We start from the raw sequence: 25,815 nt of genomic DNA, 5'->3' as shown, positions 1-25,815 counted from the left end.
GGTTAGTTATTTGTTAGCCTAAAATTGCTCAATGCAACTTAATGTCCAAAAAGGTCGTATGCGCTAAAAATTTAAATCATAACAGTGAGAGAATTTTGTTATTGATGTTAATTCAAAAAACTATTTACTCAATCATCAATAACTGATTATAGTACTAACTTTGTTTTATGCGAAAGCCGTTACTTATATTATTTACACTGTTTTACCTTATTGTGTCTTCACATACAACTGTGAAACTGCATAGGTGTTTAGGTGAGTTACGGTCTGTTTCCATTATTTCTGAAACGACATCATGTTGTGAAGAGGCTCTTTTAGAAATGCCTTGCTGTGACGATGAGCTTATTTCTTTTGATGAAGAGAGTAAAGAGAAACTTAGTTCTAGTTTTTCATTTTCTTTTGAAGCAGTACTAGTAAAGGTTAATAGGGTCCTTTATCCTTCTTTTAACTCCAAAGAGGACAATAGCGTTGTCTTATACGCTTCAAATAGTTCGCCACCAGATCCGGTTCCAATATTCATTAAGCACTGTAGTTTGGTTTTTTATGCATGAATTGATTCCTCATTAGTCAGTTCAAATTTTAAACATAAAAATCAAATACAATGAAATTATATATTGTAACACTTGTGTGTTTCATGCTAACTTCTTTCAGTTCGTTAGCTCAAAAAAATATTCAAGCCACATTCGAAGTTAAAGGGGTTTGTGGAATGTGTAAGAAAAGAATAGAAAAAGCAGCCTTAGTGCCTGGAGTGAAAATGGCTACATGGGACCAGAAGTCTGGTCAGATGAAGGTGTACTTTAGAAGTGACAAAGTCACAGAGCTCGATATTCATAAGTCGATTGCTAATGTAGGGCATACCACTAGTAAGGTTAAAGCACCAGCTGAAGCATACTCAAAGTTACCAGCATGTTGTGCCTATGACAGTGGAGTGAATAAACATTAGCACTTAATGTTTAAGTTTTTTTTAGGATTAGTCATTATCTGGATAGGTTTTGGCTGGTCATCATTAGCACAATCGAATGATTCAGTTGTCAGAGGAGTCGTATATGGAATTGATGAAAATGCTAAAGAGCGGCTTATCGGTGCTTCGATAAGATGGAAGGGTACTACAATAGGAGTAGTCACGGATGAAAAAGGTGAATTTAAATTATCAAAGAACAAAACTTCATCTGTACTTGAAGTCACATATGTAGGCTATGAAAAGCAAGAGATTGAGATTGAGTCCAATGATCTAGTAGTATTGCTACGTAGTGAAAATACTTTAGAAGGACTAGAAGTTGTTGGGCAGCAGAATGGTATTTTAATTGATCGTATCAATCCAATCAAGTCTGAATTGATTAGTGAATCAGAGTTGCTTAAAGCTGCTTGTTGCAATCTAAGTGAGAGTTTTGAAACTAATCCCAGCGTAGATGTATCATTCACAGATGCGGTGACAGGTACTCGACAGATTCAAATGTTAGGTTTGTCAGGGCCTTACATTCAGATTTCTAGAGAGAATATGCCAGACATCAGAGGATTATCTTCAGTCTATGGTTTAATATATATTCCAGGCACTTGGATTGAAAGTCTTCAATTAAGTAAGGGGACAGGTTCGGTTGTTAATGGTTTTGAAAGCATGGCTGGACAAATCAATGTGGAACTTCGAAAACCAGAAAGGTCAGATAAGCTTTATGTCAACTTATATGGTAACCAAGGAGGAAGAGTAGAGGCTAATGTTAATGTTGCACTCCCTGTGAACGAACATTGGTCTACGGCAGTATTACTACACAATAAATATAGTGTGGTAAAAAACGATCGAAATAATGACGGTTTCTTAGATATGCCATTAGGGGCTCACTACATCGGACTCAATCGATGGAAATATGTAAATGAGAGTGGTTTGGTTGGGCAGTTTGGTATTAAAGGGACATATATTGAGAAAACAGGAGGGCAATTAGATTTTGATCCTGACGTTCATCTAGGCGGTACTAGCTTTTGGGGGGTGACTGATGATACTAGAAGAGTAGAAGGTTGGGGTAAAGTTGGTAAGGTTTATCCTCAGATGCCTTGGAGATCTTTTGGTATACAAATCAATGCTGTTTATCATGATCAAGAATCATACTTTGGAATAAGGAATTATCAAGGAACTCAAACTTCATTATATGGTAACGTTATCTATCATAGTATTATTGGAAATACTAACCACCCTATAAAAATGGGGGCAAGTGTACAGTACGATTATTTTGATGAGCAGTTGAGTGGGATAGGTTCTGATATGGAGTTTACAAGAAGAGAGTTTGTTCCAGGGGTATTTATGGAATACAAGAATTCACCAACTGAGAAGTGGACAATCATACCAGGTTTAAGGGTAGATTATCATAATAATTTCGGATTGTTTGTGACTCCAAGACTTCATGCTATGTATCAAATTTCTAAACTGACAGCACTGAGATTTACAGCAGGAAGGGGACAGCGCACTGCAAGTATTATAGCTGAGAATATTGGAGCTTTGGCATCTTCGCGGGTTTTTAATGTAGTGCAAGAAAGTGCTGGAAACCCTTACGGTTTAGAAGCCGAGGTGTCTTGGAATATTGGGGTTAGTTTGACCCAAGATTTTACAATTGGCGATAACTTAGGAACGATATCAACTGAATATTATCGAACCCAATTTCAAAATCAGATCGTCGTCGATTTTGATAGTGATCCTCAGCAGATTACTTTCTATAATCTCGATGGAGAGTCTTATTCAAATAGTGCGCAGATACAATTAGATTATGAATTGTTTACTAACTTTTCTTCTCGTCTAGGTTATAGGTGGTTTGATGTGGAGACTACATATTCGGGTTCTCATCTAACTAAACCGTTGGTTTCAAACCATAGGTGGTTTATGAATTTGGGTTACAAAACATTTAATGATTGGTCATTTGATTATACATTGAACTGGATGGGAAGTAAAAGATTGCCTTCTACTCGATCAAACCCTTTAGATTATCAAATTAGAGATTTTTCAGATGACTTTATGACTATGAATGTTCAAGTTTCAAAAGGGTGGTCATCGACTTTTGAGTTGTATGTCGGAGCTGAAAATTTAATGGATGTCAGACAAGAAAGCCCTATCTTAGCATCTGATAATCCCTTTAGTGAATATTTTGATAGTTCTCTTGTTTGGGGGCCAGTATTTGGACGGATTATTTATACTGGAATCAGATATAAATTACTATAGTCGTGATGCGCATTGTCCTGTTATTATTGTTTTTGGTTAGCCATAAATTATTGGCACAGGACGTGCTATCTTTTCATTCTCATAGTCAAAGTTTCTTACCCTATAGTAATACTCAAAATTCTTCTTTAGATACAGTGAGACAGTATTATCACGATGGTAAGATTCGTTCAATAACAGTGGCATTTACTGATAAATCGAAAGGATTTATCAACGAATTTTATGCTAATGGGAAATTGAAATTCGAACAAGTGCAGGAAGAAGCTTATTGGGCATATCAGGTTAATTACTATCCTAATGGTAATATTGAAAGTCAAGGTAAAGTAGAGTTTCCAATGGTTACCTATGAAGGTGCTGGTTTTTATACGGGGCCTACAACTGTAAAAAGAGGAGTCTGGAAGTATTACAACAAAAAAGGTAGAGAACTTGATGAACAAGTATATAAACCAATTAGCTTAATATCAATTAAATAGAAAGTGGTGAATAGTATCTCATAAAATGAACTGATCCCAATCAGAAGGTGAGAGTGTGATATGTAATTGATAATGTATTAATTTGCATTAATGTCATGCATAACTATTTATTTATGAATAAAATCTTAACACCACTACTATTATTTTTATCTGCTCCATTTATAATTTTAGCTCAAGAAGATCAAGGATCTTATAATAGAAAGCAAGTTCATCATGAATGGTCATATTCTGGACAGTATGGACCAGATCATTGGACTGAAATAGATCCGGACTACGTTTCGTGTGGAGGTACACATCAGTCTCCAATTAATATAGTTCCAGCAATGTCAATTGATGCTGAAATTGAATTAGAATTTCATTATCATCCATTTTTTGTTGATTTGATTAATAATGGACATACGTTAATAGAGAGAGTGGTGGAGCCTAAGGCCCTAGTCATTAATGGAGAACCTTATAGTTTATTGCAATTTCATTTTCATACACCTTCTGAGCATCATGTGAATGATGGTGACTACCCTATGGAAATCCATTTTGTGCACCAAAACGCTGCTGGTGTATATGCCGTCTTAGGTGTACTGGTTGAATATGGGGATCAACCGAATCCGTTTTTGACCCATTTCATGAAGTCTTTACCTACTCATATTAATGAGGAACTTAAATCTTTTGAAAAAGCAGATCCTACAGAGGTTTTTCCAAAACACTTTGAAAAGTTCTTTTTCTATGAGGGTTCGTTGACTACACCACCATGTACTGAAGGGATTAAATGGATCGTCTTAGAGGAACCCGTTCAAGCTACATTCCAACAAATTGAGGCTATACATCAAATTATTCATGACGATAATAGACCAATACAAGAAGTAAATGATCGTGTAGTATACCATGCAGGCTATTAAGAATGTTGTCTGACATTATAAAATCCCAGAAGCACTACTTTGATAAGAGTGCTTCTGGGATTTTTTGTTTAACAAAATGTTGGGTTTAACCGCCCTTTGTGCATTGGGCTTTGTAGTAAGAGGTAAGACAACAATAAATCAGGGGTGAAGAAGAGGTAGATTGTACCCCTACGGTTACTAATCAAAACATAGTGAAATGACTAATTTAGATTGTTTAGATATGGAATATTTTTCAAATACTTAGAGCAGATTAATTCAATGTCTTAATTCTTAAAAAAGACTAAAGATGAAAGGTTTGATTGTTATGTAAGTGGTTGATAATTAGGTGTATTATGGTTGTATGATTTCAGTCAGTTAAATTGAAGACTAAGATCAATGACAATTTTTATTGTCTTTGATTTTACAGTTTTAGTTTAGCTGGACATGAGTCTATTAAAGAAAATTTACCCGCCTCCAAAATGGAGAATTCCAGTGATTATCCTACTGGGAGCAATCTCAGGACTTGGAGTTTATATAGTCAATATCTCCAATGCTACATCCTATTTGTCGGACGACCCTAAAACCTGTATCAATTGTCACGTAATGACAGCTGAATATATAACATGGGATCATAGTTCACATAGGGAGGTTGCAACATGCAATGATTGTCATGTTCCACATGACAATGTCTTCAATAAATATTACTTCAAAGCTAAGGATGGGCTATACCACGCATCCATTTTTACGATGCGAATGGAACCTCAAGCAATCGTGATGAAAGAAGCAAGTGCAGAGGTAGTTCAGAGTAACTGTGTGAGATGTCATAAAGAGCAGGTTACCGATGCTAAAATGGCTTCTTGGGTATTCAATCATGAAGAGTCCAGAACTGAACGTACTTGCTGGGAATGTCATCAATATGTCCCTCATGGGAGAGTTAAAAGTTTATCTGCTGTAGGATATCATTTAGACCCTTTAGCTCCAGAATCTGAAAAGAAATCGATTGTTCCTGATTGGCTTGATAATGCCATCAATAATCCTACTATTAAATAATTGTGACGATGAATACTAATGTGAAAAACTGGTTGTTGTTTATAGCTACTGTAATAATAGTAGTGTTATTAAGTATGCTGGCTAATAGTATAATGAGTAGAAAAGCAGAAGCTTCTTTTGCTTATCAACCAACAAGAGAGATCAAGCAAAACGAACCTAGAAATCAAGTTTGGGGTGAAAACTACCCGAGGCAATACCAATCGTTTATGCAGACAGCAGACACTACTTTTAAGAGTATGTATTTAGGGTCTGGATTAACAGATGCACTAGAAGAGAATCCTAAGTTGGTGGTTCTTTGGGCTGGTTATGGATTTTCAAAGGATTATAATCAACCTAGAGGTCACTATTATGCAGTGGAAGACATTCATAATACTTTAAGAACTGGTGGTCCTACTGGTCCAGGTACAGGTCCTATGCCAAGTACTTGTTGGACTTGTAAAAGTCCAGATGTACCTAGAATGATGAATGAAATTGGTATTGCTGAATTTTACTCTGGAAAGTGGGCTGATAAAGGTGAGGAGATTAACAATGCCATTGGATGTGCTGATTGTCATAATCCGAAAACTATGGCACTTTCTATATCTAGGCCAGCACTGATAGAGGCATTTGAGTCTATGGGTAAAAATATAAATGAAGCCTCTCATCAGGAAATGAGATCCCTAGTCTGCGCACAGTGTCATGTTGAATATTACTTTAACAAGAAGTCACCTAAGGAAGGAGTACCATATTTAACATTCCCATGGAAAAATGGAACATCTGTAGAAGCTATGGAAGAGTACTATGATGAATTGGAATTTAAAGACTGGACTCATAAAATCTCGAAAGCACCAATGCTCAAAACACAGCATCCAGGTTATGAACTGTTCCAAACTGGTGTTCATGCTAAAAGAGGAGTTTCTTGTGCGGATTGTCACATGCCTTATAAGACTGAAGGTGGACAAAAGTTTACAGACCACCATATTAAGTCGCCTTTAGCAAATCCTGCGAATTCTTGTCAAGTATGTCATAGGGAGAATCAACAGGATTTAATGACAGATGTATATGAAAGACAGACCAAGATCAAACAAAATCAAGCGAAGCTTGAGGAAATATTGGTTAGGCTACATGTCGAGGCCGGTAAAGCGTGGGATCTTGGTGCTAGTGAAGAACAAATGAAAGATATTTTGATGGATATTAGACATGCTCAGTGGAGATGGGACTTTTCCGTAGCATCTCATGGTGGACAGTTTCATTCTCCTGTGGAGGTTTCTAGAATCGTATCTACTGCCATCAATATCGGTCAAGAGGGTAGGATTAAATTAGCAAGGTTGTTTGCAGATTTAGGTTACAACAAACCTATTGATTATCCTGATATTGCTACCAAAGCTAAGGCACAGGCTTATATAGGCTTGGATATGGAGAAGTTAGAGGCTGAGAAAGCTACTTTCAAAAAAGAACTTCTACCAAAATGGATGAAAGCCGCGGAAGAAAGAGAAGCTAGCTGGGACTAGTTATCTTAATGTAGCTAAAAAACATTGTCCTTTTAAAAACAATCAGCAACAACCAATTGCTGATTGTTTTGTTTTAAGCCTTTATCAACCAACTTTGGCCTGAATTAATCTCATGACGATAGTCTATTGGGTTTAATTCTCCGACCTTTGGGTCGAGTGTAATTAAAATTCTGAAGATACTTGTGCCGCAGGTCAAGGAACTTCAGTCAACTATCAATTCTTAATAGTCACGGGGGCCATGAGCAACCGGTTAAGTGAATATGGCAAAAATCCTCAAGATTATAGTCTCCAATAAGGCTACTCTAGTTCTCTTATTGATTTATGCAGCCAGCATGGCGTATGCGACATTTTATGAAAATGACTTTGGAACTAATGCAGTAAGGCTTATTGTCTACGATAGCCTTTGGTTTGAAATAATTCAATGGCTTTTAATGATCAATTTTATAGCAAACATTAGAAGATATAAGCTTTTTAGAAAAGAGAAATGGTCACTGTTAGTATTTCACTTGGCCTTTATAGTGATTTTAGCTGGAGCTTTTGTGACTAGATATATAAGCTATGAAGGTTCGATGAGAATCAGGGAAAATTCAAGTTCAAATACGATCATTTCTATGTATCGATACTTGACCGTAGATTATGAGCAAGAAGGACAGAAAGAGCGGTGGCAACAGCGTGTAAAAGCTTCTACGGCTGTACAACCTAAACTTCAACTGGATGAGGCTGGATTTACCGTCAAGACAACAAGGTTTGTTCCAGATGCGGTAGAGGCTTTAGTTAAGGGAGACTCGACTAATGAAGTGTTGGAAGTGGTAGTTACTGATCAAGGAATGAGAAATGACTTATATCTAGAGTCAGGTAAGTCAATCCGATTAGGAAACGGTACTATTACATTCAATGCACCTGTAGAAGGAGGGATTAATATTCAAACTTCTGGAGATACGCTATTGATAGAAACTCCTGATAGCTTATCATTTTTTCAGATGGCTACTCAAAGAACAGGAATAGTAGAGCCTAGTAAATTAGAAAAGTTGATGTTCCGTACTTTGTATCAGAAATCTGGAATGGCTTTCGTGTTTTCCCAATATCACAAAGGTAAAAGAGTCGACTTTGTACCTGCGCCAGACAAAGACATGGCTAGTCAGGCAGCTGATTTATTGTTTGTCGAAGTATCAGATGGTGAAAATTCTCATGAAGTAATATTTGCTTCTATTGATGGAGTATATACAGAGCCAAAAATGGTCAACGCGGGTGGTCAAATGATCAAATTAAATTATGGACCAAAACTTATTGACTTACCATTTTCGATCTATTTGAGAGATTTTCAATTGGAAAGGTACCCTGGGTCTACAAGCCCGTCTTCTTATGCAAGTGAGGTCACTGTCAACCCAGAATCAGGAGAACCATTTGATTACAGAATATTCATGAATAATGTTTTGGATCATGACGGTTATAGATTTTTTCAAGCAAGCTATGATACTGACGAAAAGGGAACTATCCTTTCTGTAAATAGAGATGGAATAGGTACCAATATCACATATCTGGGCTACACATTGTTGTTTTTGGGGATGTTTTGGACACTTTTTGCAAAACACTCAAGGTTTAGGACGGTGTTGGATAGGTTAAATAAGCTTCAAGCTAAGAAGCTAGCCTCTATTCTCTTGTTGATGATATTCTCAATAGGCGCTAGAGCAGAGAGTACGTTTGTTATTGATTCCATGCATATTATATCAGTAGACCATGCTAAAAAATTTGGTCAGTTGCTAGTTCAAGACATGGATGGTCGTATTAAACCCTTGAACACTCTAACCTCTGAGTTGACTAGAAAGTTAATGAGAAGTACTGCTCTTAAGACCAAAACCATTACAGGAGAAAAACTTAATGGAGATCAATTGTTTTTATCCTTATCAATAGATCCTATTTATTGGAGAGATGTCCCCATGATTAAGGTGGATCAGCATAAAGGAGAACCTATTCTTGATTTGCTAGAAAAGCCCAACAGAGATTACTTAGCTTTTTCAGATCTAATAGATCAAAAAGGAAATTACTTGCTCTATGAATGGGCTGAGCAATCAAATAGAAAGAAACCAGCCGAAAGGAATGAGTTGGATAAAGAAATTATTAAAGTAGATGAGCGTTTTAATATTCTCTATCAGGCACTTGACGGATATTATTTGAAGGTGTTCCCTAAGAAAAACGATCCCGGTAACCAGTGGTTTGACTATAGGATAGCTAATGCAGGTTTTGAATCAGAGGACTCACTTTTTGTCGCAAGCATTATTCCTATATACTACAGAAGCGTCTGGATGGCACAAAAATCAGGTTCTGATGAAGATTGGGAACAAGCGGATCAAAATCTTGGATACATCGCTACCTATCAAGATGTACTAGGGAAAGAGGTTAGTCCTTCAGAGGGAAGAAGAAAAGGGGAGTTACTCTACAATGAATTAAACCTCTTTACCAAGCTATTTCCTATTTATTGGATGCTTGGGTTAGTAGCTTTAGTGCTTTCTATCCTGAAGGTCTTTTATAATAAAAGTAAGTTTATTAAAGTTTCACTCTGGGTATTAGTAGGAGCTATATCGTTGGCATTTTTAGCACAAACCTTCAATATTATATTGAGGTGGTATGCAGGAGATTACCCACCATGGAGTAATGGCTATGAGATGATTATTCTTGTTTCTTGGTTCTTGATGCTATTTGGGTTTGTATTTTTAAAGAAGAGTGATTTTGTATTGCCATTAGCATGTTTGTTCACAGGTACATTACTGTTTGTCTCATTTTTAGATTGGTTAAATCCTGAGATTACCAACTTAGTCCCAGTGCTGAAATCTTATTGGTTGAAGATTCATGTAGCCATAATCGTTGGTAGCTATGCTCCACTAGCATTGTCTGCTTTACTAGGGCTATTGGTACTGATTTTTATGATGCTCCCCGATCAAAAGAAGGTCAAAATCCCAATAGAGGAGATGACTTATATTAATGAGCTTTCTATGACAATAGGCTTATTTATGCTGACCATAGGCACATTTTTAGGAGGTGTATGGGCCAACGAGTCTTGGGGAAGGTATTGGGGTTGGGATCCAAAAGAAACCTGGGCATTGATATCTGTTATTGTTTATGCAATTGTAGTTCATTTGAGACTTGTCCCTTCTTTAGGAACAAAGTACATTTTCAACACTGCTAGTTTATTTGCTTTCTACTCTATTCTGATGACTTCATATGGAGTGAACTATTATCTTTCAGGTCTTCATAGTTATGCCAAAGGTGATCCTGTACCGATTCCTTCATTTGTTTATTGGGTCAGTGCCATCTTAATAGCAATAGCTGTGGGAGCATATTTTGCTCAGAAAAAGTATGCTAAAGTTTGATTGTTTAATTACTAAAGTGTTGGGTTAGATTTAGTCAGTAAATACAACCCTTGTTAAAAAGATGAACTATGAAATTATTCGATGTCTATTTTGATTTCTTTAGGTATCAATATTTAGTTAATAAAGCACATCGGAACAGTGGTCAATTAGCTATGACCTATGCAGCTCTTTGGTGGATATTATCTTTCGGAATCGCTGATTTAATGATTTTAGTGTTTTGGGTTTATGATTCAGAAAATTATGTAATTAATACACTTACAAATTTGGGTTATGCAATAGGTATATCATCAGTATTCCAATTCTTGTTTTATCAAATAAAGAAGAGCGAAATAAATAGTCTTATTGATATTGAATCTGAAAAAACTCCAGAGACAGAAAAAGGTATATGGGTTGTTACAAGCATTAATTTCGGGCTGATGATAATCTTTTTTGCCAGTTTAGGTTACTTTAAGAATATATAACACCCGTTGTTTTTAAAACTGTTCCTTGAAACTGCCAATGAGTAGTAGTGTCTCAGACACGGAGTTGATTGCAGTGAAGATATTTAGAGCCTTTGAATTGTCAGGGGCTTTTACATTAGTGATATTTTAGAAGTCTTGACGAAGTCGCTTACAGTAGTGAGAAGTAATTCTTTTTCTTCTTTTGGATTGACATTCAACAATTATCGCAGAGAGCGACAAGATGAGAGTTTGTTCAATGGCAAATCATACGATAACAGAACAAGTTGGTATGACTTCGGTGCTAGGATGTATTCTGCAGATATAGACAGGTGGCACAATGCTGATCCATTGGCTGCTTTAGCGATGAATTGGACTCCATATAGATTTGGATTTAACAACCCTATCACTTTTATCGATCCAACTGGTCTACAAGAAGAAAGACCTGGAGAGGATGGAAGTGAGATGCCAGATGGAACGGAATGGTTTGGTGATTACGTAGATCGAGTGGAAAGCGGCTATTATGGTTGGGGGACTAGCCTAGCGGAAAGATGGAGCTTTGAGGGATATCAAGCACATCAAGGATTTATAGTCTCTGATTTTGAAAGAGCTAAGAAGATAGCTCAGAGTCAACGCAGCTCATATAGATATAGATCCTATTCAGTAGGAGTTGGTAAAGATACTCGTATACTTGGTTATGATTTAGTTAAAGTTCCATCAGCTGGGAGTGGCTGGTCATGGTACAGCTCAGATGCTAATCTAGCTATAGGGAAGGCTTGGCTTGCTTTTCAAGCTGGTTTCAATGAGTTTATAACCGTATATGATCAGGTTTATACTTTTGGGTGGGGTGATGCAATGGAGTCATTTGGTCATGCATGGAAAAAAGGGATGAAAGTATTTGAATATGAAGTAGGTGATTTGGGAGTGCCAACTACAGGTGCAAAACCAACATACAATAAATTTAGAAATCAGTCTAATGCAACTACTAGACAAAAGCCTCTGAATAACAATGGAGGAGTGAGAGGTTGGGGATGGCTTAAGGTTGTATATGATATGGCAGGGCCTTCAGTAAAGGCTGCTGAATCGATTCTGACACCAGTACCTCCTACTCCTGGAGATACACTTTATACAAATGGATCTAAGCTTTGGAATGGGGCCGATGGCATTCGGTATATGCTTGATTTACATTATCCAAACACTGATACTTTTTATTATGATTATGATGAGAAAAAATTTTTCCCTATCAAGTAAGAAAATATTAGTTTTAATACTGTTTTTTTCGCTTTTTTCATGTTCTCATGAATACGAAAGGGTATATTTTGAAAGTGGTAATCTTATGTTTGAAGTGCCTGTTCAGGAGGGTAAAAGAAACGGAGAACTATCGCAGTATTACGAAAATGGTCAAATCCAGTTAAAAAGTCATTGGAGTAAAGGTGTAAAACATGGAGAAATAATTTCTTATTATGAGAACGGTGTGGTAAAAGCAAAAGAGAATTCTGTTAACGGTGTTGCTCAAGGAATATTTACTTATTTTGATAGTCTAGGAAACCTGAAAGAGACAATTACATTTGAAAATGGTAAAGAAAATGGTGATTACTTCAAATACTACCCAGATAGCTCACTGAACGTTCGAGCAAGTTTTGAAGAGGGCAAAAGAAGTGGCAAGGTTTGGGTTTATTATCCAGACGGTACTATAAGTGGGACTAGGATATATAATTCAGGAGAATTAGTTTATAGTGCTGATTATACTAAAGATGGAGGCTTGTTTAAGCCTTATATGAATATTGAATTTGATGATAATCATATTATTCGACTTACAGATTCTTTTTACGAGGATTCGGCGATCGGAGTGATTTTAGGGGCTTTAGATGAAAGGATGAGGCTTAAGGATACATTGGATGTATTAGGTTCTTCTATAGGAAATCATCAAGTATCAGTCGATAATAGTCAGATAGTAAGTAAGATTTCTGGGGTTCTTTATGAGATTGTATTAGAAGATGGTAGACAATCAATTAAAAATGAGTATGCATTTGAGTTTTCTATCGACTAAGTGCTTTCCCTGTTGGTGCCATGCTCTGCATGGTTCTCTGCTTTTAGAAAGAAACATGAAGCCTTAAAGGGGGGATTCTAATGTGCATAGACGTGGATCAGAAAGAATGAGCCTATTTAATTTTAGCATGTTGATCAGTGTGGAATATATGATACAGTACTGATCTTCCCTTAAGCAAAAGAGATATAATCCCTAAAAAAGCCTCTCAAAACGCTCGGAATCCATTATATGGGTGAGTAGGACTCTTGTTCATAATAAGAGTGTTCTTGAAATTGAGGACGATGAGTACGAAAATGAGGTTAAGTCTAAGTCAGAGAAAGTAAAGAAGAAATGAAAAGTTATTATCATAAAGTATTCTATCACTTGTACAAGTTAGCTATTCAATCTGGTGAGACATCAGTTCCGTTGAGCTCTGTTATTCCTACATTGGCTTTTCTACAGATTGCAAATGTCTTTTGTTTTTTTATTGTTCTTGATTTAGTAGGCTTACGTGTTTTGACTGAGTTTTTAACAAGTAAGAATATGACGGCCTGTTTAGTAATATTAGCAATTATATTTATGGGGGTGAATTATTTTTATTTTTCGAATCAAGGAAGAGATAAAAAGCTAGTAAAGGAATTTTCAAAGCGGCCAATAGAGGAGCGTAAACGGGGGGCACGGATGACTTTGATTTATGCGTTAACATCTATTGTTTTGATATTTATTTTGGCTCCGATACGAGTTAAATTGATTTAGGGAATGATACTTGCTATTTGAGAGCAGGTGCTGGAAACCCGTTGTTTTAAGACTGTGTCTTGAAACAGGAGATGAATCAGTAGTGTTTCTGACAGGGTGTTGATTACAGTGAAGGATATTTAGTGCCTCTGAAGTGTCAGTGGCTTTTTACATAGAATACCTTTATGAAAATATTTGATATATTGTTTTGTGTGTTTTATAGAAAAAAATTGGAAAAGGATAAGGATTTACTTGTTTTACTTTCCTCGATTGATTTGTCTATATATCAAGTTGTAGTGTTGATTTTCACCTTTGTGACTATTGGTAGGTTTTCGATGCTTATCAATGTATATCTACAAGACTATATATCAAGTAGTATTTTTCTTAAGGTAATATTGGTTTGTGGGGCGATTTTTTGTTTAAACGTTTTAAACTATTTTACCTATTGTAGAAAACAGTATTTTTCTTCAAGGATTGAACCTATGATTACTCAGAAAAAGTACGATTCAATAAAGCCTTGGATGTTATATTTTGGACTGGCAGTCTTTTTTATAATCAATGCACCATTTTGGAATTAATTGTCTCTCTTGATAGTGCTGCTATCCGATATTTTAGCTGCAGGTTTCAAGTTATTTTAAAACTGTTCCTTGAAACTGCCAATGAGTAGTAGTGTCTCAGACACGGAGTTGATTGCAGTGAAGATATTTAGAGCCTTTGAATTGTCAGGGGCTTTTACATTAGTGATATTTTAGAAGTCTTGACGAAGTCGCTTATAGTAGTGAGAAGTAATTCTTTTTCTTCTTTTGGATTGACATTCAACAATTATCGTAGAGAGCGACAAGATGAGAGTTTGTTCAATGGCAAACCATACGATAACCGAACGAGTTGGTATGACTTCGGTGTTAGGATGTATTCAGCAGATATAGGCAGGTGGCACAATGCTGATCCATTGGCAGCTCTAGCTATGGATTGGACTCCATATAGATTTGGATTTAACAACCCTATCACTTTTATCGATCCAACTGGTCTACAAGAAGAAAGACCCGGAGAAGATGGAAGTGAGTTGCCAGATGGAACGGAATGGTTTGGTGATTACGTAGATCGAGTGGAAAGCGGCTATTATGGTTGAGGGACTAGCCTAGCGGAAAGATGGAGCTTTGAGGGATATCAAGCACATCAGGGGTTTATCGTCTCTGATTTTGAAAGAGCTAAGAAGATAGCTAAGAGCCAAGGTAGTTCATATAGATATAGACCCTATTCAGTAGGAGTTGGTAAAAATACTCGTGTACTTGGTTATGATTTAGTTAAAGATACCTCCAAACGGGGGGCTGATGTTCAAGAGGCTAATGTAGGCTTATTAGCCCCTGCCTTGAGATGGATTATTGGAATTGAGGAGCTGATTGGAATTGGAATTATTTCTCATGTTCTTGACGATGTTCAAGATAAAATGGAAGATAAAGTCTATTTGTTCCGGAACGTAAGTGAGGCAGAGTTAAGTAGCTTTATTCGTAAAGGATATAATTTTGGTATTGGCGGAGATAGTATGTTTGGTCAAAAACAGTTTTGGCGTGATGTGAACGCTTTACAGAAATGGATGTCTGATGGTACATTTAAAGAGCCTTATGTTATATCAATTCTGGTTTCAGAAAGGATTATTGGTCCATATGGTCTTGCTCAATATAGAGAACTAGATGGTAACATTGCAGTAACAGTAGATCCTCATAATTTGAATGCCTTTAATAAGGCAAAAACGACTGTGGGTTATGGTCCTAATCCTGTGTATTAATATGGAAAGTAATGTATTAGTAGTTTCTGGTATTTTAAGTCTTTATGAATCAATTGATGATAAAATTGGATTCACTGGTTTTTTATTAGAAGGGACTAAAGTTAGCGTTTGGATTGACGATTCTAATTTTACTGCAGCACGAATACAAGAACTAAATAATGAAGAGAAAGTAATTTACAAAGGCCATTATTCTAATGCGGTAATTGCAGTTTGGAATACAAAAGTTGCGTTAGAAATGTCTGTTGGAAGTAAAATTAAGATTGGAGTCCCATTTTCGGCTGTAGGGGAATTTACAGTTGATAAAGTAATTTTACGTCCACAAAAAGGGGTATTTGAAGATTGACCACCTGTTGGTGCCATGCTCTGCATGGTTCTCTACTTTTAGAAAGAAACATGAAGCCTTAATGGGGTATCGTAATGTGCATAGACGTGGATCAGAAAGAATGAGCCTATTTAAATTTAGCATGTTGATCAGTGAGGAATATATGATACAGTACTGATCTTCTCTCAAGCAAAAGAGATATAATCCCTAAAAAAGCCCCTCAAAACGCTCGGAATCCATTACATGGGTGAGTCGGACTTCCGCAGACTTGCAGAACTGTGGTTTATCCATGAATCGGCATTATTCAACCTTGCAGAACGTCGGTTTATGAGTGAAACTGCTTTCCACAAGTCTACGGAAAGCAGTTTTATCCATAAAACACCTTTCGGGAGTTTCCCGAGAGCTGCTTCACCCATGAATCTACGTTTTGCTGTTGAAAAGAAGTTAGCATAGTAGATATTTCCATGAAAGCTGAATCCAAGATGTTGTCAGATCTGGTGGTGTAGGAGTGTTGTCATTATTTATACACCCTATAAGAGCAGACATCATGCTCAGTAGTGAGCATGATGTCTGCTAAGTACTTAGCAGATACTGTGCTCTTATAAGGGCAAGATATATGTTAAGTAGAGTTTAATTTATTTAGACTTAGTCTTTAGAAGTGTCGTCATTTCTAAGGTTTTGATTAACTTCAATATAAATAAACCCCATAATAACATGCTAACAGTAAGATTTAACTATAAGGTTCGTCAAGTAGCCTTGATTAATGAAGTACATGTATTAATCAATCGTCTAGTAGAGCAAGTGAGTGCAAATGAACCTGATACATTAAATTATATAGCATATCAGCATGACGAAGACATACGTAGATTTATACACGTGATGACATTCAGAGATATGGACGCAAGAGAAGAGCATAGACACTCAGATCACTACGAAGAGTTCATAGTCAACCTTACTCCTTTGTGTGAGTCCGAGCCACATGTAGTAATACTGAACCAAGTAGCTAGTAAAGAAGAGTTTGCAGCCTAGGCTACAAGCTCTTCTTTTTGAGATACACTTTTATCTGGTTTCTTAGAGAATTTTCTCACTATCAGTCTAGTACCACGATCGAAATTGATATAACTCCAGATCCAATTTACGAATACAACTAGACGGCTTCTAAAGTCCACCAAAAGCATAAGGTGAACCAAAAGCCATGTCAACCAAGCAAACCAACCTCCAAAATGGATCTTTCCTATATCAACAACGGCTAGGTTTCTACCAACTGTAGCCATGGTTCCTTTGTCAGTATATTTGAATTTTTTAACAGTCTTTTCCTTCAACTGTTCCTTAATGGAGTGGGCAAGATACTGTCCTTGCTGTTGAGCTACAGATCCCAACATAGGAAGTCCTCTAGGACTCTCTTTCGTTTTCATTAATGCCACATCGCCAATAGCATATACATTTTCCAGACCTTTAACTCTACAATACTCATCAACTATTATTCTATTGTTTTCTAGGTGCTCTGGTCTAATCCCATTGGGGATGTTTCCAGTAACACCAGCAGCCCAGATCAATGTTTTTGATTGAAATACTTCTTTTGAAGTAGTCACTGTATTTCCATCGTAGTCTTTGACCAGTGTGTCAGTCCATACATTGACACCAGTTTTTCTAAGATACTCCAGTGCATGATTAGAAGACTTGTCACTCATAGCACTCAGCACCTTCGGGCTAGCTTCTATCAAGTGAATCTGCATTCTTCTAATATCTAGATCAGGATAATCTTTAGGAAGTACATGTTTCTTAAGTTCGGCAAAAGCGCCTGCCAACTCAACTCCAGTAGGGCCACCACCTACGATCATGAAGTTCATGAAACTGTCCTTTTCTTCTTCATTGCTTTGAGTCAAAGCCTTTTCGAAGTTTTGCAAAATCAAACTTCTCAAATCAAGAGATTCTGTAAGACTCTTCATTGGCATCGCGTGCTTTTCAACGTTCTTGTTTCCAAAGTAATTAGTCTTGGCACCTGTCGCAATTACCAGATAATCATACCGTATTTCTCCAATGGTGGTATGAACCATGTTTTTGACGAAATCAATATTCGTCACTTTCGTCATTCGAATATGAGTCCTCTTTTTTGTCTTTAAGGTCTTGCGAAGTGGATAAGCAATAGAATCAGGCTCTAGTCCTGCAGTCGCTACCTGATACATTAGTGGCTGAAAAGTATGGTGGTTGTTTTCATCCAGTAGTACAGTCTGAATTTCATCAGAGTTGATAAGTCGAGCCATTTTAAGACCTGCGAACCCGCCGCCGATAATAACGACTCTAGGCAAATCGATTGTTGGGATATTAAGAGTATTGTTGAGAGTGGTAGTATCTGTCATTGAACAAGTTTTTTATCCATTGGTATAGACGATTTTCAAAACCATATGTTGGTTCATACAGTATTGATTTTGGCCCAAATTTAAAGTTTTTCTTTATGCTAATAGTGCATAGTATACCTTTGCTTCTCAATTCTCCAATTTGAAACAGACTTGATTCATTTCTTCATTGATTAAATGAAGAAGTAATTAAGTAAAATGTGAAAGATTCCTTTAGATCTATTTACGGGAAAGCCATTAGCAAATGAAATTCGAACAGTACAGAATAGCTGAAAGTATTAAGTCCAATATCGCAGATCAAGGATATAAGAAGCCTACCGATATTCAGTATAAATCAATTCCACCGATTCTAAAAGGAGAGGATGTATTGGCGATAGCCCAGACAGGTACTGGCAAGACAGCAGCATTTGCCATACCGATTCTCAATAAGCTTCTAGAAAAGAAAGATAAAAGAAGACCTGACGGCATCAAGTGTTTGGTAATGGCTCCAACCCATGAATTGGCACTTCAAATCGAGAAAGTGTTTGAGACGCTAGGCAATGGAACTAAGGTAGTTTCATTTTGTATCCACGGAGGAGTAGATCAAGACCCACAGATAGATCAACTCAATAGGGGCGTAGATGTATTGATTGCTACCCCAGGCAGGTTATTTGATTTGGTAAGTCAGGGAGCCTTGAAACTTCACAGGGTGGAAATTTTAGTGCTTGATGAGGCAGATCATATGCTTGATCTCGGTTTTATCAAGGATATACGAGACTTGATGAGGCATTTGCCAAAGAAGCGTCAGACACTTTTCTTCTCTGCTACTATTGATGAAAAAATTAAGAAGTTAGCCTATTCATTAGTCACCAATGCTATTCGAATTCAGATATCACCCAAAGATCCGGTAGCTAAAAATATTGAACATGCGGTAGCCCATATTGAGATGGATGATAAGCGTTTCTTCCTAGAGAACTTATTAACTGAGCATGAAGAAAAGAAATTCCTAGTATTTGTAAGAACTAAAGTCAGAGCAGACAGAGTTCAAAAGGCGATGGCTCGTGTAGAAATAGAAGCGGATACCATCCATAGTGATAGGACACAAGCAGAGCGTGATCAGGTGATGAAGGACTACAGGTCTGGAAAGACTAGAGTATTAATAGCCACAGATATCACTGCACGAGGTATAGATGTTCCCAATGTGGATTATGTAGTAAACTATGATCTTCCAGAGAGTTCAGAGCAATATGTTCATAGAGTTGGCCGTACTGGGCGAGGTAAACAAAAAGGACAGGCTATATCCTTTTGTAGTAAAGAAGAACAAAAGCTCCTATCTGAAATCGAAGAGAACCTGGGTAAGCCTATAGCTGTAATAGAATTATCAAAGGAAGACTATAGCATGACAGTAGGTGCGTCTCTTCAGTCCCATGAAGACTGGAAGACCTTGATGAAAGTGGCTGGTCAGGAAGAACGCGAGGTCAAAAAGAAAAAGGCAAAGACAGCTAAAAGAAAGCGGCGAAACTAACTGAATGTCGCCTATTATCTTTGTGTATATCATCTTCATGTACATTATTTTACACTGATATTAATCGAACATTAGTAGTGTTTGATTGATATATCATTGATACTGGAAAAAGTGTGAAGTATATGAAGATGACTAATATTCTATTGAAAGGCATCTGTTGCCTGACTCTTCTTATATGCTTGGTGAGTTGTTCAAAACACGATCAGCATGAAAAGAAAGAGAAACCTCTCAAATATGTACCTTATGAGAAGATAACAAATCTAGAAGGGTTTGAGCCGACTGGTAAAAACTGGACTATGGCCGGAGATGTATGGGCAGATCCTGCTAAATGGAGAGATGTAAGCTACTCTGAGGGGAACGCTATTATCCTCAATCTTAATGATCAGGAAAAAGGAAAAAACAAGCACCTATTTACGAAATTTAAACATCAGGATATTGATTTAGAGATCGACGTTTTGATGCCGCGAGGATCTAATTCTGGTATTTATTTTCAAAGTCGCTACGAAGTACAGTTGTATGATAGTTGGGGCAAGGAAAAAGTTGAACACAAAGATATAGGAGGTATCTATCAGCGATGGGATAAGTCTAAGCCAAAAGGGCAAAATGGCTTTGAAGGTTCCGCTCCAGATGTAAATGCAGCCAAAGCTCCAGGCCTATGGCAGCATCTTTCCATTTCATTTCAAGCTCCTCGATTTGACAAGAATGGGAAAAAAATCAGCAATGCTCTGTTTAAGAAAGTAGTATTAAATGGAGTAGTCGTTCAAGAGAATGTCGAAACGTCAGGTCCTACTAGAGGAGCTAAGCATGGTGATGAAACTGCAGAATGGGCTCCGATTATGATTCAAGGTGATCATGGGCCAGTTGCTTTTAGGAATATTCAATACAAAGCATATTTGGACGAGAAGATAGAGGTGTCTAGCGTCAAGTATCAACATAAAAAGATGAAATATCCAAAGCAGAAAACTGTCAATTTGGATTCCATTGAATTTGATGTGAGCGGTACTATTGATGGGTTCTACGACCAAAAAATAGCTAAGGCGAACAAGTATGTGACTAAGTATACAGGACAATTGGAAGTGCCTATTTCTGCTGACTATGTCTTTTCGACAAAGGTTTCTGGTGGTTTGAAACTAACAATTGGGGATAGGGTATTCGTTGATAATTATAAACCGTGGGGAGCTCCTTGGACTAAGGTCAATAGCTTCCATATTGAGGCAGGGAAATATGATGTTGAAGTATTGTCTGTAGGAAATAAAATAGGTAGAGTTTTTGAAATTCAATACGAAGCGCCACAAATCAGAAAACAACCTTTGGCTACTGTAGTCAAGGAGCGTGAATTAGGCGGTGATCCAGAGATGCTGCTTGAAGTGGATAATCGTCCAAGACTTCAAAGGTGTTTTATTCGCTTCAAAAACAATCCAAATGATAAAAGATCTGAGGCAATCGCAGTAGGTGATCCTAGTGCTATTAATTATGCAATAGATCTTCAGAATGGGGCTTTGCTTTCTTTTTGGAAAGGAGGCTTTGCTGACGTAACTGATATGTGGAGTGGTAGGGGCTTTGAGCAGTTGTTATTTCCTATTCCAACAGTCGTCGATGGATATGATGGATTAATCGTTAATCAAGTCTATGATAAAAGTGGTGATTGGCGTGATGCCCCTGAAAGAGGGTTTAAAAATATAGCCTATACTTTAAGTAAAGATGGAAACCCGACATTCGAATACACCTACATGAATTCTTTAATTAAAGATAGTTGGGTGCCCACGAAAGATAAGAAAGGGTTAAAAAGAACTATAGAAGCTATTGGTGAAGATATCGAACTATATGCTAGAGTAGCATTTGGTAAGTCAATCAAAGAGGTAAAGAAAGGACTCTTTTCTGTGGATGGTCAATACTACGTGTCTTTGCCTGAGACTATTGATGACGTTTTATATAGAAATACAAGTGTAGGAAAGGAAGTGATTCTACCCCTTAGAAAACCAGTAACATATTCATTGATATGGTAGATAAAATGATAAAAAAGAATATGAATAGGATCATTACTTTGTTGGCTATCATGTTGACGATGCCAGCCGTAGGACAGAATGTATCAGATTATTATCGAATCAAGAATGTCAATATTCCTAAAGAAATTAAGTTGGAAGTTGGAGGTGTAGCCTTCGACGACAAAGGTAGGTTAGGGGTTTCGACTCGTCGAGGCGAACTATGGTTGATAACAAATCCGTACAATTCTAACCCAACATATAAGCTGTTTGGTCAAGGAATGCATGAAAATTTAGGACTAGCCTTCAAGGATGGTTCTTTTTATACAGCACAGAGAAGTGAGCTAACTCGGGTCACTGATACAGATGGTGATGATATAGCAGATAAGTACGAAACGGTGTATGGCTGGGATATATCTGGTAATTACCATGAGTATTCGTTCGGACCTAAATTCATGCCTAATGGAGATATGGTTTTGACACTTAATCTTGGATGGTCAGGCGGTGGAAAGAGTCTTAGAAAATGGAGAGGCTGGATGATTAAAGTGACACCTGAAGGAGAAATGATTCCTTGGGCAACAGGTTTAAGATCTCCAGCTGGATTTGGAATCAATAGTGCCGGAGATATCTTTTTTGCAGAAAATCAAGGAGACTGGGTAGGTTCTGGTAGAGTGACGCATCTAGAGAAAGGAGATTTCGCAGGACATATTGCAGGATTGAAATGGACTGGTGAACCTAACTCGCCATTGAAACTCGAAGCCAAGTATATTGATGATCAATTAGGATTTTCTATCTACGATTATTCCAAGATAATTAGTGCAATAAAGCCTCCTAGTGTTTGGTTTCCACATACACTGATGGGAGTTTCAACTTCTGATATTTCAGAAATACCTGATGATTTTGGTCCTTTTAAGGGGCAGATGTTAGTAGGGGACCAAGGACATAGCAAGGTTATGAGAATGTTCCAAGAAAAAGTAAACGGTGTTTATCAAGGAGCCTGTTTTCCATTCGTAGAAGGGTTTGAATCTGGAGTTTTGAGATTTGAATGGGGTAGCAGAAAGGATGTTTTTGTAGGAATGACTAGTAGAGGTTGGAGTTCTACAGGCCCAAAAATGTACGGCTTGCAAAGACTAGAATGGACAGGCAGAATACCTTTTGAAGTAAAAGCAATAAGAGCCCAACCAGATGGTTTTGAGTTGGAATTTACTAAAGCAGTAGACAGAAAGTCAGCCGAAGAGCTGATGAATTATGAAGTTAGTGAATTCACTTACCTGTATCATCAAAAATATGGAAGTCCCGTACAAGAGCTAGAGTCTAGAATAGTTCATAAGGTAACAGTATCTGACAATGGTATGAAGGCTAGAATATATCTAGATAGAATGAAAAATGGTTATATCTATTCATTTAGCTTACCAAAAATTAAGAGCAGAGGAGGAGAAAAGTTACTTCACAAGGATGCATACTATACATTGAATGAAATTCCAGAAGGAGCTCGAATGGAAATGTCTCATGATCACGCCATGATGGCTTCGACTGAGGAAGTTGTAGAATACAAATCAGATAAGCGCGTTACAGAAAAACCTGCAGATTGGGAAGAAGGGGAAATAGTAAATATCGATATGACTACTGTATCAGGCTTGAAGTTTGACAAGGATTTTATTGAAGTCAATGTTGGTGATAAAGTCAGATTGACTTTCCACAATCCTGACGATATGTTGCACAACTTCGTTATTACTAAGCCAGGTACAATTGATGCCGTGGTAAAAGAAGCTCTTAATCTTGGACTAAAAGGGCAACAATTGAACTATGTGCCGATATCTGATGATGTTCTTTTTCATACTAAACTGATGCAGCCAGAGACGGAGGAATCAATTTATTTCCAGATCACTGAAAGAGGTGAATACCACTTTGTATGTAGTTATCCAGGTCATGGTCAAGTGATGCGAGGAATATTGAGGGTGAAATAACCACTAAACAGAATTGACAATAAAAAAGGAGCCATTGAGCTCCTTTTTTATTTCTAGTATTTAGATCGCATATTCATTCATCAAAACTCTACACGATATGCCAATATAGGAATCATACCTAGCTGGTACTGTGTTTCCTTTTGGTTAGTAAAGCTATCTAGATATTCAAAAGCCTCATTTTTTCGGTTGGTTACGTTTTGGATGTCGAGTGACCATGATGTAGTAGCTTTTGGTCTATGTCTAATCCATTGGATGCGTAGATCCAGTCGAACATAAGGGGTAAGTCTATCTTGAGTTTCAATATTATTTCTATAGAAGCCATTGCTAGCTTCTGGATACATTCCACCTTGATAGATTCCTCTAGTATTTATTGAAAGCGTTCTGGAGTTGTCATAATTCCATTTCTTACCAAGAAGGAAAGAGTAGGATTGTTCTATGTCATAGGGGTATATATCCTTTGAAATCCGTTCAGCTTTGAAAAGTGTTGCTTCGACATTGGAATAAATTAGAGGAGTTGTGTAATTAGCTTTGAAGCTTACACCATTTGATTTAAAGTCTTGATCGAAGTAATTGTAATTGAAGGCCTCTAAAGAAAAAGCTAAACGATCAAGGTTGTATCCGATAGAGCTAAAACTTCGGCTAGTTGCTCTATAATTAGAATTGAATGCCCTTTGGAAATTATCATTGATTGTGAGAAATCCAGGTGTTAATGTAGAATTATAAATTCCTGTTCCGATCGAAAATGAGATTTTATTTATTTTGTAATCTGCTTTAATTCTAGGTTCAACCCAAGATTCGTTTTTATTTTGGGTTCTCTCAGATCTGTCGTATCTGAGTGTATTATAACTTGAACCAAGTTCTAAATCGAAATTCTTAAAAATATTCCAGTTCCAAGTTAAGAAGGTAGAGTAGTATTCATGTTTAAAAAAATTACGAATAGAGTAACTCGTTAGTAAATTCTCTTTTCGAGTATAAAGATTAACCGTTTGACCATATTCTAGCGAATGATTGCCAAGATGGTGAAAGAGTTTTATTCGATTAGCAAGAATTTCATATTCGAATCGAGTATTAAAAAGACTGTCTTGAAGATTAGTATCATCATAAAAACTCTCTTTTCTCTCATCAAAAGATCTGGAGTATGCCGACTTTAAAGTGAAAACAGTCTTTTTTCCAATTGGTTGATCATAGACGGCACCTACAGCTCCCATTTTACCATCGTAGAAGATGTCTTTTCTATCTTTTTCTATTTCCGACTCTTCTAGCGTTTTATGTTCGAAATCATTGAAACTAACTCCTCCGAAGGTGAAAAACTTAAGATCAGCACCTTTTTTAAGTGGTAGGTTGACGGTTGCGGATAAATCTTGGAAGCCAATTTTCTCACCTCCAAAGTCTACCCCCATGTTAGCCAATAATCCTGTGAATGAATATCTATAATTTACCAAATAGCTAGCTTTTTGTTTAGAGGTCAGAGGACCTTCAGCACTCAAGTCAAACCCTATGAAAGAAGCTTGCGCTGTAAATTGATGATCTCCGGAATATCCATTTCGCATTTTCATATCGAAAACGCCCGCACTTGCATTAGTATAATTACTGTTCATATGTCCATATAGAAACTGTGATTGGTCGAGTACTTGTGCACTTAATATATTAACACCGCCACTAGTACCAGCAGGTTGATCATTGAAAATACCCGCTCCAGTTAGGTGGTTTGGGTTGACGATTTCTAAACCTTCAATACGCCATGAGTTCAAACTAGGAGGGAGACCTCTCACAGAAATAGCATTATTTTGATCATTAGTAACAGTTGCATTGGCAGATGTAGTCGCTAGTCTTGCAGGGTCGAAATATGTTCCAGCTAGTCTGTTAGTCTTTTCCTCGGTAATTTGAATAGAACTAACCTGCTCGATACTTGAACTTTGAATAGTTACTTCATCCAATTCTCTAGAGCTTTGTTCTAACTCAAATGTGACGAAAGTTACCTTTCCATTTTTTACCCAAATGTTTTTTTGCTGTAGGGGTTTGAAACCAACAAAGGAAGCTGTCATAATATAGGTTCCAGGAGGTACTTTGTCAAACTTAAACTTACCTTCTTGATCAGCAACTGTTTGTAAGTTGAGATATGGAATCTTCAAATTAGCACCTATAAGAGGTGATTCATCTATCTGATCTATTACTAAACCTTCAATAGTTTGTGGAAAAGCAAAATGACCTACCATCAGTAGGGCAATCATTAGTCTTATTTTCATA

The 25,815-nt window shown here is 37.1% G+C and carries 21 protein-coding genes; 19 read left to right on the top strand and 2 right to left on the bottom strand.

What is annotated here, in order from left to right:
* Positions 1–167: 167 nt before the first annotated feature.
* The 16 genes from DKG80_RS21250 (at position 168) to DKG80_RS06045 (ending at position 16,787) form a co-directional block, all read left to right on the top strand.
* Positions 168–548: an HYC_CC_PP family protein gene (locus DKG80_RS21250; RefSeq protein WP_221409058.1), complete on the top strand. Its 381-nt coding sequence runs from the start codon at positions 168–170 to the stop codon at positions 546–548.
* A 50-nt stretch (positions 549–598) separates the two neighbouring features.
* Positions 599–940, top strand: coding sequence for a heavy-metal-associated domain-containing protein (locus DKG80_RS06120; RefSeq protein ID WP_221409057.1), 342 nt, complete (start codon positions 599–601; stop codon positions 938–940).
* Between the two features lie 6 nt (positions 941–946).
* On the top strand, positions 947–3,199 hold the full coding sequence (locus tag DKG80_RS06115; protein ID WP_109830435.1) for a TonB-dependent receptor: 2,253 nt from the start codon (positions 947–949) through the stop codon (positions 3,197–3,199).
* Between the two features lie 50 nt (positions 3,200–3,249).
* Complete coding sequence (locus DKG80_RS06110; protein ID WP_162555713.1) at positions 3,250–3,669, top strand: toxin-antitoxin system YwqK family antitoxin; 420 nt, start codon at positions 3,250–3,252, stop codon at positions 3,667–3,669.
* Positions 3,670–3,782: 113 nt separating this feature from the next.
* Entirely contained in the window at positions 3,783–4,562 is a 780-nt protein-coding gene (locus DKG80_RS06105) for a carbonic anhydrase (protein WP_162555712.1), read from the top strand.
* 423 nt (positions 4,563–4,985) lie between these two features.
* Entirely contained in the window at positions 4,986–5,591 is a 606-nt protein-coding gene (gene nrfH / locus DKG80_RS06100; protein WP_109830432.1) for a cytochrome c nitrite reductase small subunit, read from the top strand.
* Between the two features lie 20 nt (positions 5,592–5,611).
* On the top strand, positions 5,612–7,081 hold the full coding sequence (nrfA, locus tag DKG80_RS06095) for an ammonia-forming cytochrome c nitrite reductase (RefSeq protein ID WP_109830845.1): 1,470 nt from the start codon (positions 5,612–5,614) through the stop codon (positions 7,079–7,081).
* 260 nt (positions 7,082–7,341) lie between these two features.
* Complete coding sequence (gene ccsA / locus DKG80_RS06090) at positions 7,342–10,449, top strand: cytochrome c biogenesis protein (protein WP_109830431.1); 3,108 nt, start codon at positions 7,342–7,344, stop codon at positions 10,447–10,449.
* Positions 10,450–10,517: 68 nt separating this feature from the next.
* On the top strand, positions 10,518–10,910 hold the full coding sequence (locus tag DKG80_RS06085; RefSeq protein ID WP_109830430.1) for a hypothetical protein: 393 nt from the start codon (positions 10,518–10,520) through the stop codon (positions 10,908–10,910).
* 135 nt (positions 10,911–11,045) lie between these two features.
* Positions 11,046–12,137, top strand: coding sequence for an RHS repeat protein (locus tag DKG80_RS06080; RefSeq protein WP_162555711.1), 1,092 nt, complete (start codon positions 11,046–11,048; stop codon positions 12,135–12,137).
* On the top strand, positions 12,109–12,936 hold the full coding sequence (locus DKG80_RS06075; RefSeq protein WP_162555710.1) for a toxin-antitoxin system YwqK family antitoxin: 828 nt from the start codon (positions 12,109–12,111) through the stop codon (positions 12,934–12,936). Before DKG80_RS06080 ends, DKG80_RS06075 begins: the two co-directional genes overlap by 29 nt.
* Before the next feature lie 330 nt (positions 12,937–13,266).
* Positions 13,267–13,671 carry a hypothetical protein gene (locus DKG80_RS06070; RefSeq protein WP_109830427.1) on the top strand — a complete coding sequence of 135 codons (405 nt, stop codon included), beginning with the start codon at positions 13,267–13,269 and terminating at the stop codon, positions 13,669–13,671.
* A gap of 736 nt (positions 13,672–14,407) precedes the next feature.
* Positions 14,408–14,779 carry an RHS repeat-associated core domain-containing protein gene (locus tag DKG80_RS06060; RefSeq protein ID WP_162555709.1) on the top strand — a complete coding sequence of 124 codons (372 nt, stop codon included), beginning with the start codon at positions 14,408–14,410 and terminating at the stop codon, positions 14,777–14,779.
* 240 nt (positions 14,780–15,019) lie between these two features.
* Complete coding sequence (locus DKG80_RS06055) at positions 15,020–15,436, top strand: hypothetical protein (protein ID WP_109830424.1); 417 nt, start codon at positions 15,020–15,022, stop codon at positions 15,434–15,436.
* A 1-nt stretch (position 15,437) separates the two neighbouring features.
* A complete protein-coding gene (locus tag DKG80_RS06050) occupies positions 15,438–15,779 on the top strand; it encodes a hypothetical protein (RefSeq protein ID WP_109830423.1) in 342 nt (113 codons plus the stop codon).
* Between the two features lie 693 nt (positions 15,780–16,472).
* On the top strand, positions 16,473–16,787 hold the full coding sequence (locus DKG80_RS06045) for a putative quinol monooxygenase (RefSeq protein WP_109830422.1): 315 nt from the start codon (positions 16,473–16,475) through the stop codon (positions 16,785–16,787).
* Here the strand turns inward: DKG80_RS06045 and DKG80_RS06040 are convergent.
* Positions 16,784–18,118 carry an NAD(P)/FAD-dependent oxidoreductase gene (locus tag DKG80_RS06040; RefSeq protein WP_109830421.1) on the bottom strand — a complete coding sequence of 445 codons (1,335 nt, stop codon included), beginning with the start codon at positions 18,116–18,118 and terminating at the stop codon, positions 16,784–16,786. The genes DKG80_RS06045 and DKG80_RS06040 overlap by 4 nt on opposite strands.
* 241 nt (positions 18,119–18,359) lie before the next feature.
* Here DKG80_RS06040 and DKG80_RS06035 point away from each other — a divergent pair, with 241 nt between their 5' ends.
* The 3 genes from DKG80_RS06035 (at position 18,360) to DKG80_RS06025 (ending at position 23,568) form a co-directional block, all read left to right on the top strand.
* A complete protein-coding gene (locus DKG80_RS06035) occupies positions 18,360–19,619 on the top strand; it encodes a DEAD/DEAH box helicase (protein ID WP_109830420.1) in 1,260 nt (419 codons plus the stop codon).
* 122 nt (positions 19,620–19,741) lie between these two features.
* Positions 19,742–21,625: a family 16 glycoside hydrolase gene (locus DKG80_RS06030; protein ID WP_109830419.1), complete on the top strand. Its 1,884-nt coding sequence runs from the start codon at positions 19,742–19,744 to the stop codon at positions 21,623–21,625.
* 20 nt (positions 21,626–21,645) lie between these two features.
* A complete protein-coding gene (locus DKG80_RS06025; RefSeq protein WP_109830844.1) occupies positions 21,646–23,568 on the top strand; it encodes a plastocyanin/azurin family copper-binding protein in 1,923 nt (640 codons plus the stop codon).
* An 80-nt stretch (positions 23,569–23,648) separates the two neighbouring features.
* Here the strand turns inward: DKG80_RS06025 and DKG80_RS06020 are convergent, their stop codons facing one another.
* Positions 23,649–25,814 (bottom strand): TonB-dependent receptor, encoded by a 2,166-nt coding sequence (locus tag DKG80_RS06020; RefSeq protein ID WP_109830418.1) that lies wholly within the window; start codon positions 25,812–25,814, stop codon positions 23,649–23,651.
* Position 25,815 lies beyond the last annotated feature (1 nt).

It is taken from the genome of Reichenbachiella versicolor (genome assembly GCF_003171675.1).
Taxonomy (GTDB): Bacteria; Bacteroidota; Bacteroidia; order Cytophagales; family Cyclobacteriaceae; genus Reichenbachiella; species Reichenbachiella versicolor.
Note: the sequence above shows the minus strand (reverse complement) of the source record. Positions and strands in the feature narration are given on the sequence as shown.

Coding starts and splice junctions, on each gene's coding strand:
- nrfH (WP_109830432.1), top strand. CDS start 4,986: ATGAGTCTATTAAAGAAAATTTACCCGCCTCCAAAATGGAGAATTCCA.
- DKG80_RS06085 (WP_109830430.1), top strand. CDS start 10,518: ATGAAATTATTCGATGTCTATTTTGATTTCTTTAGGTATCAATATTTA.
- DKG80_RS06115 (WP_109830435.1), top strand. CDS start 947: ATGTTTAAGTTTTTTTTAGGATTAGTCATTATCTGGATAGGTTTTGGC.
- DKG80_RS06050 (WP_109830423.1), top strand. CDS start 15,438: ATGGAAAGTAATGTATTAGTAGTTTCTGGTATTTTAAGTCTTTATGAA.
- DKG80_RS06025 (WP_109830844.1), top strand. CDS start 21,646: ATGAATAGGATCATTACTTTGTTGGCTATCATGTTGACGATGCCAGCC.
- DKG80_RS06040 (WP_109830421.1), bottom strand. CDS start 18,118: ATGACAGATACTACCACTCTCAACAATACTCTTAATATCCCAACAATC.
- DKG80_RS06105 (WP_162555712.1), top strand. CDS start 3,783: ATGAATAAAATCTTAACACCACTACTATTATTTTTATCTGCTCCATTT.
- DKG80_RS06020 (WP_109830418.1), bottom strand. CDS start 25,814: ATGAAAATAAGACTAATGATTGCCCTACTGATGGTAGGTCATTTTGCT.
- DKG80_RS21250 (WP_221409058.1), top strand. CDS start 168: ATGCGAAAGCCGTTACTTATATTATTTACACTGTTTTACCTTATTGTG.
- DKG80_RS06030 (WP_109830419.1), top strand. CDS start 19,742: ATGAAGATGACTAATATTCTATTGAAAGGCATCTGTTGCCTGACTCTT.
- DKG80_RS06075 (WP_162555710.1), top strand. CDS start 12,109: ATGAGAAAAAATTTTTCCCTATCAAGTAAGAAAATATTAGTTTTAATA.
- DKG80_RS06045 (WP_109830422.1), top strand. CDS start 16,473: ATGCTAACAGTAAGATTTAACTATAAGGTTCGTCAAGTAGCCTTGATT.
- ccsA (WP_109830431.1), top strand. CDS start 7,342: ATGGCAAAAATCCTCAAGATTATAGTCTCCAATAAGGCTACTCTAGTT.
- DKG80_RS06035 (WP_109830420.1), top strand. CDS start 18,360: ATGAAATTCGAACAGTACAGAATAGCTGAAAGTATTAAGTCCAATATC.
- DKG80_RS06070 (WP_109830427.1), top strand. CDS start 13,267: ATGAAAAGTTATTATCATAAAGTATTCTATCACTTGTACAAGTTAGCT.
- DKG80_RS06120 (WP_221409057.1), top strand. CDS start 599: ATGAAATTATATATTGTAACACTTGTGTGTTTCATGCTAACTTCTTTC.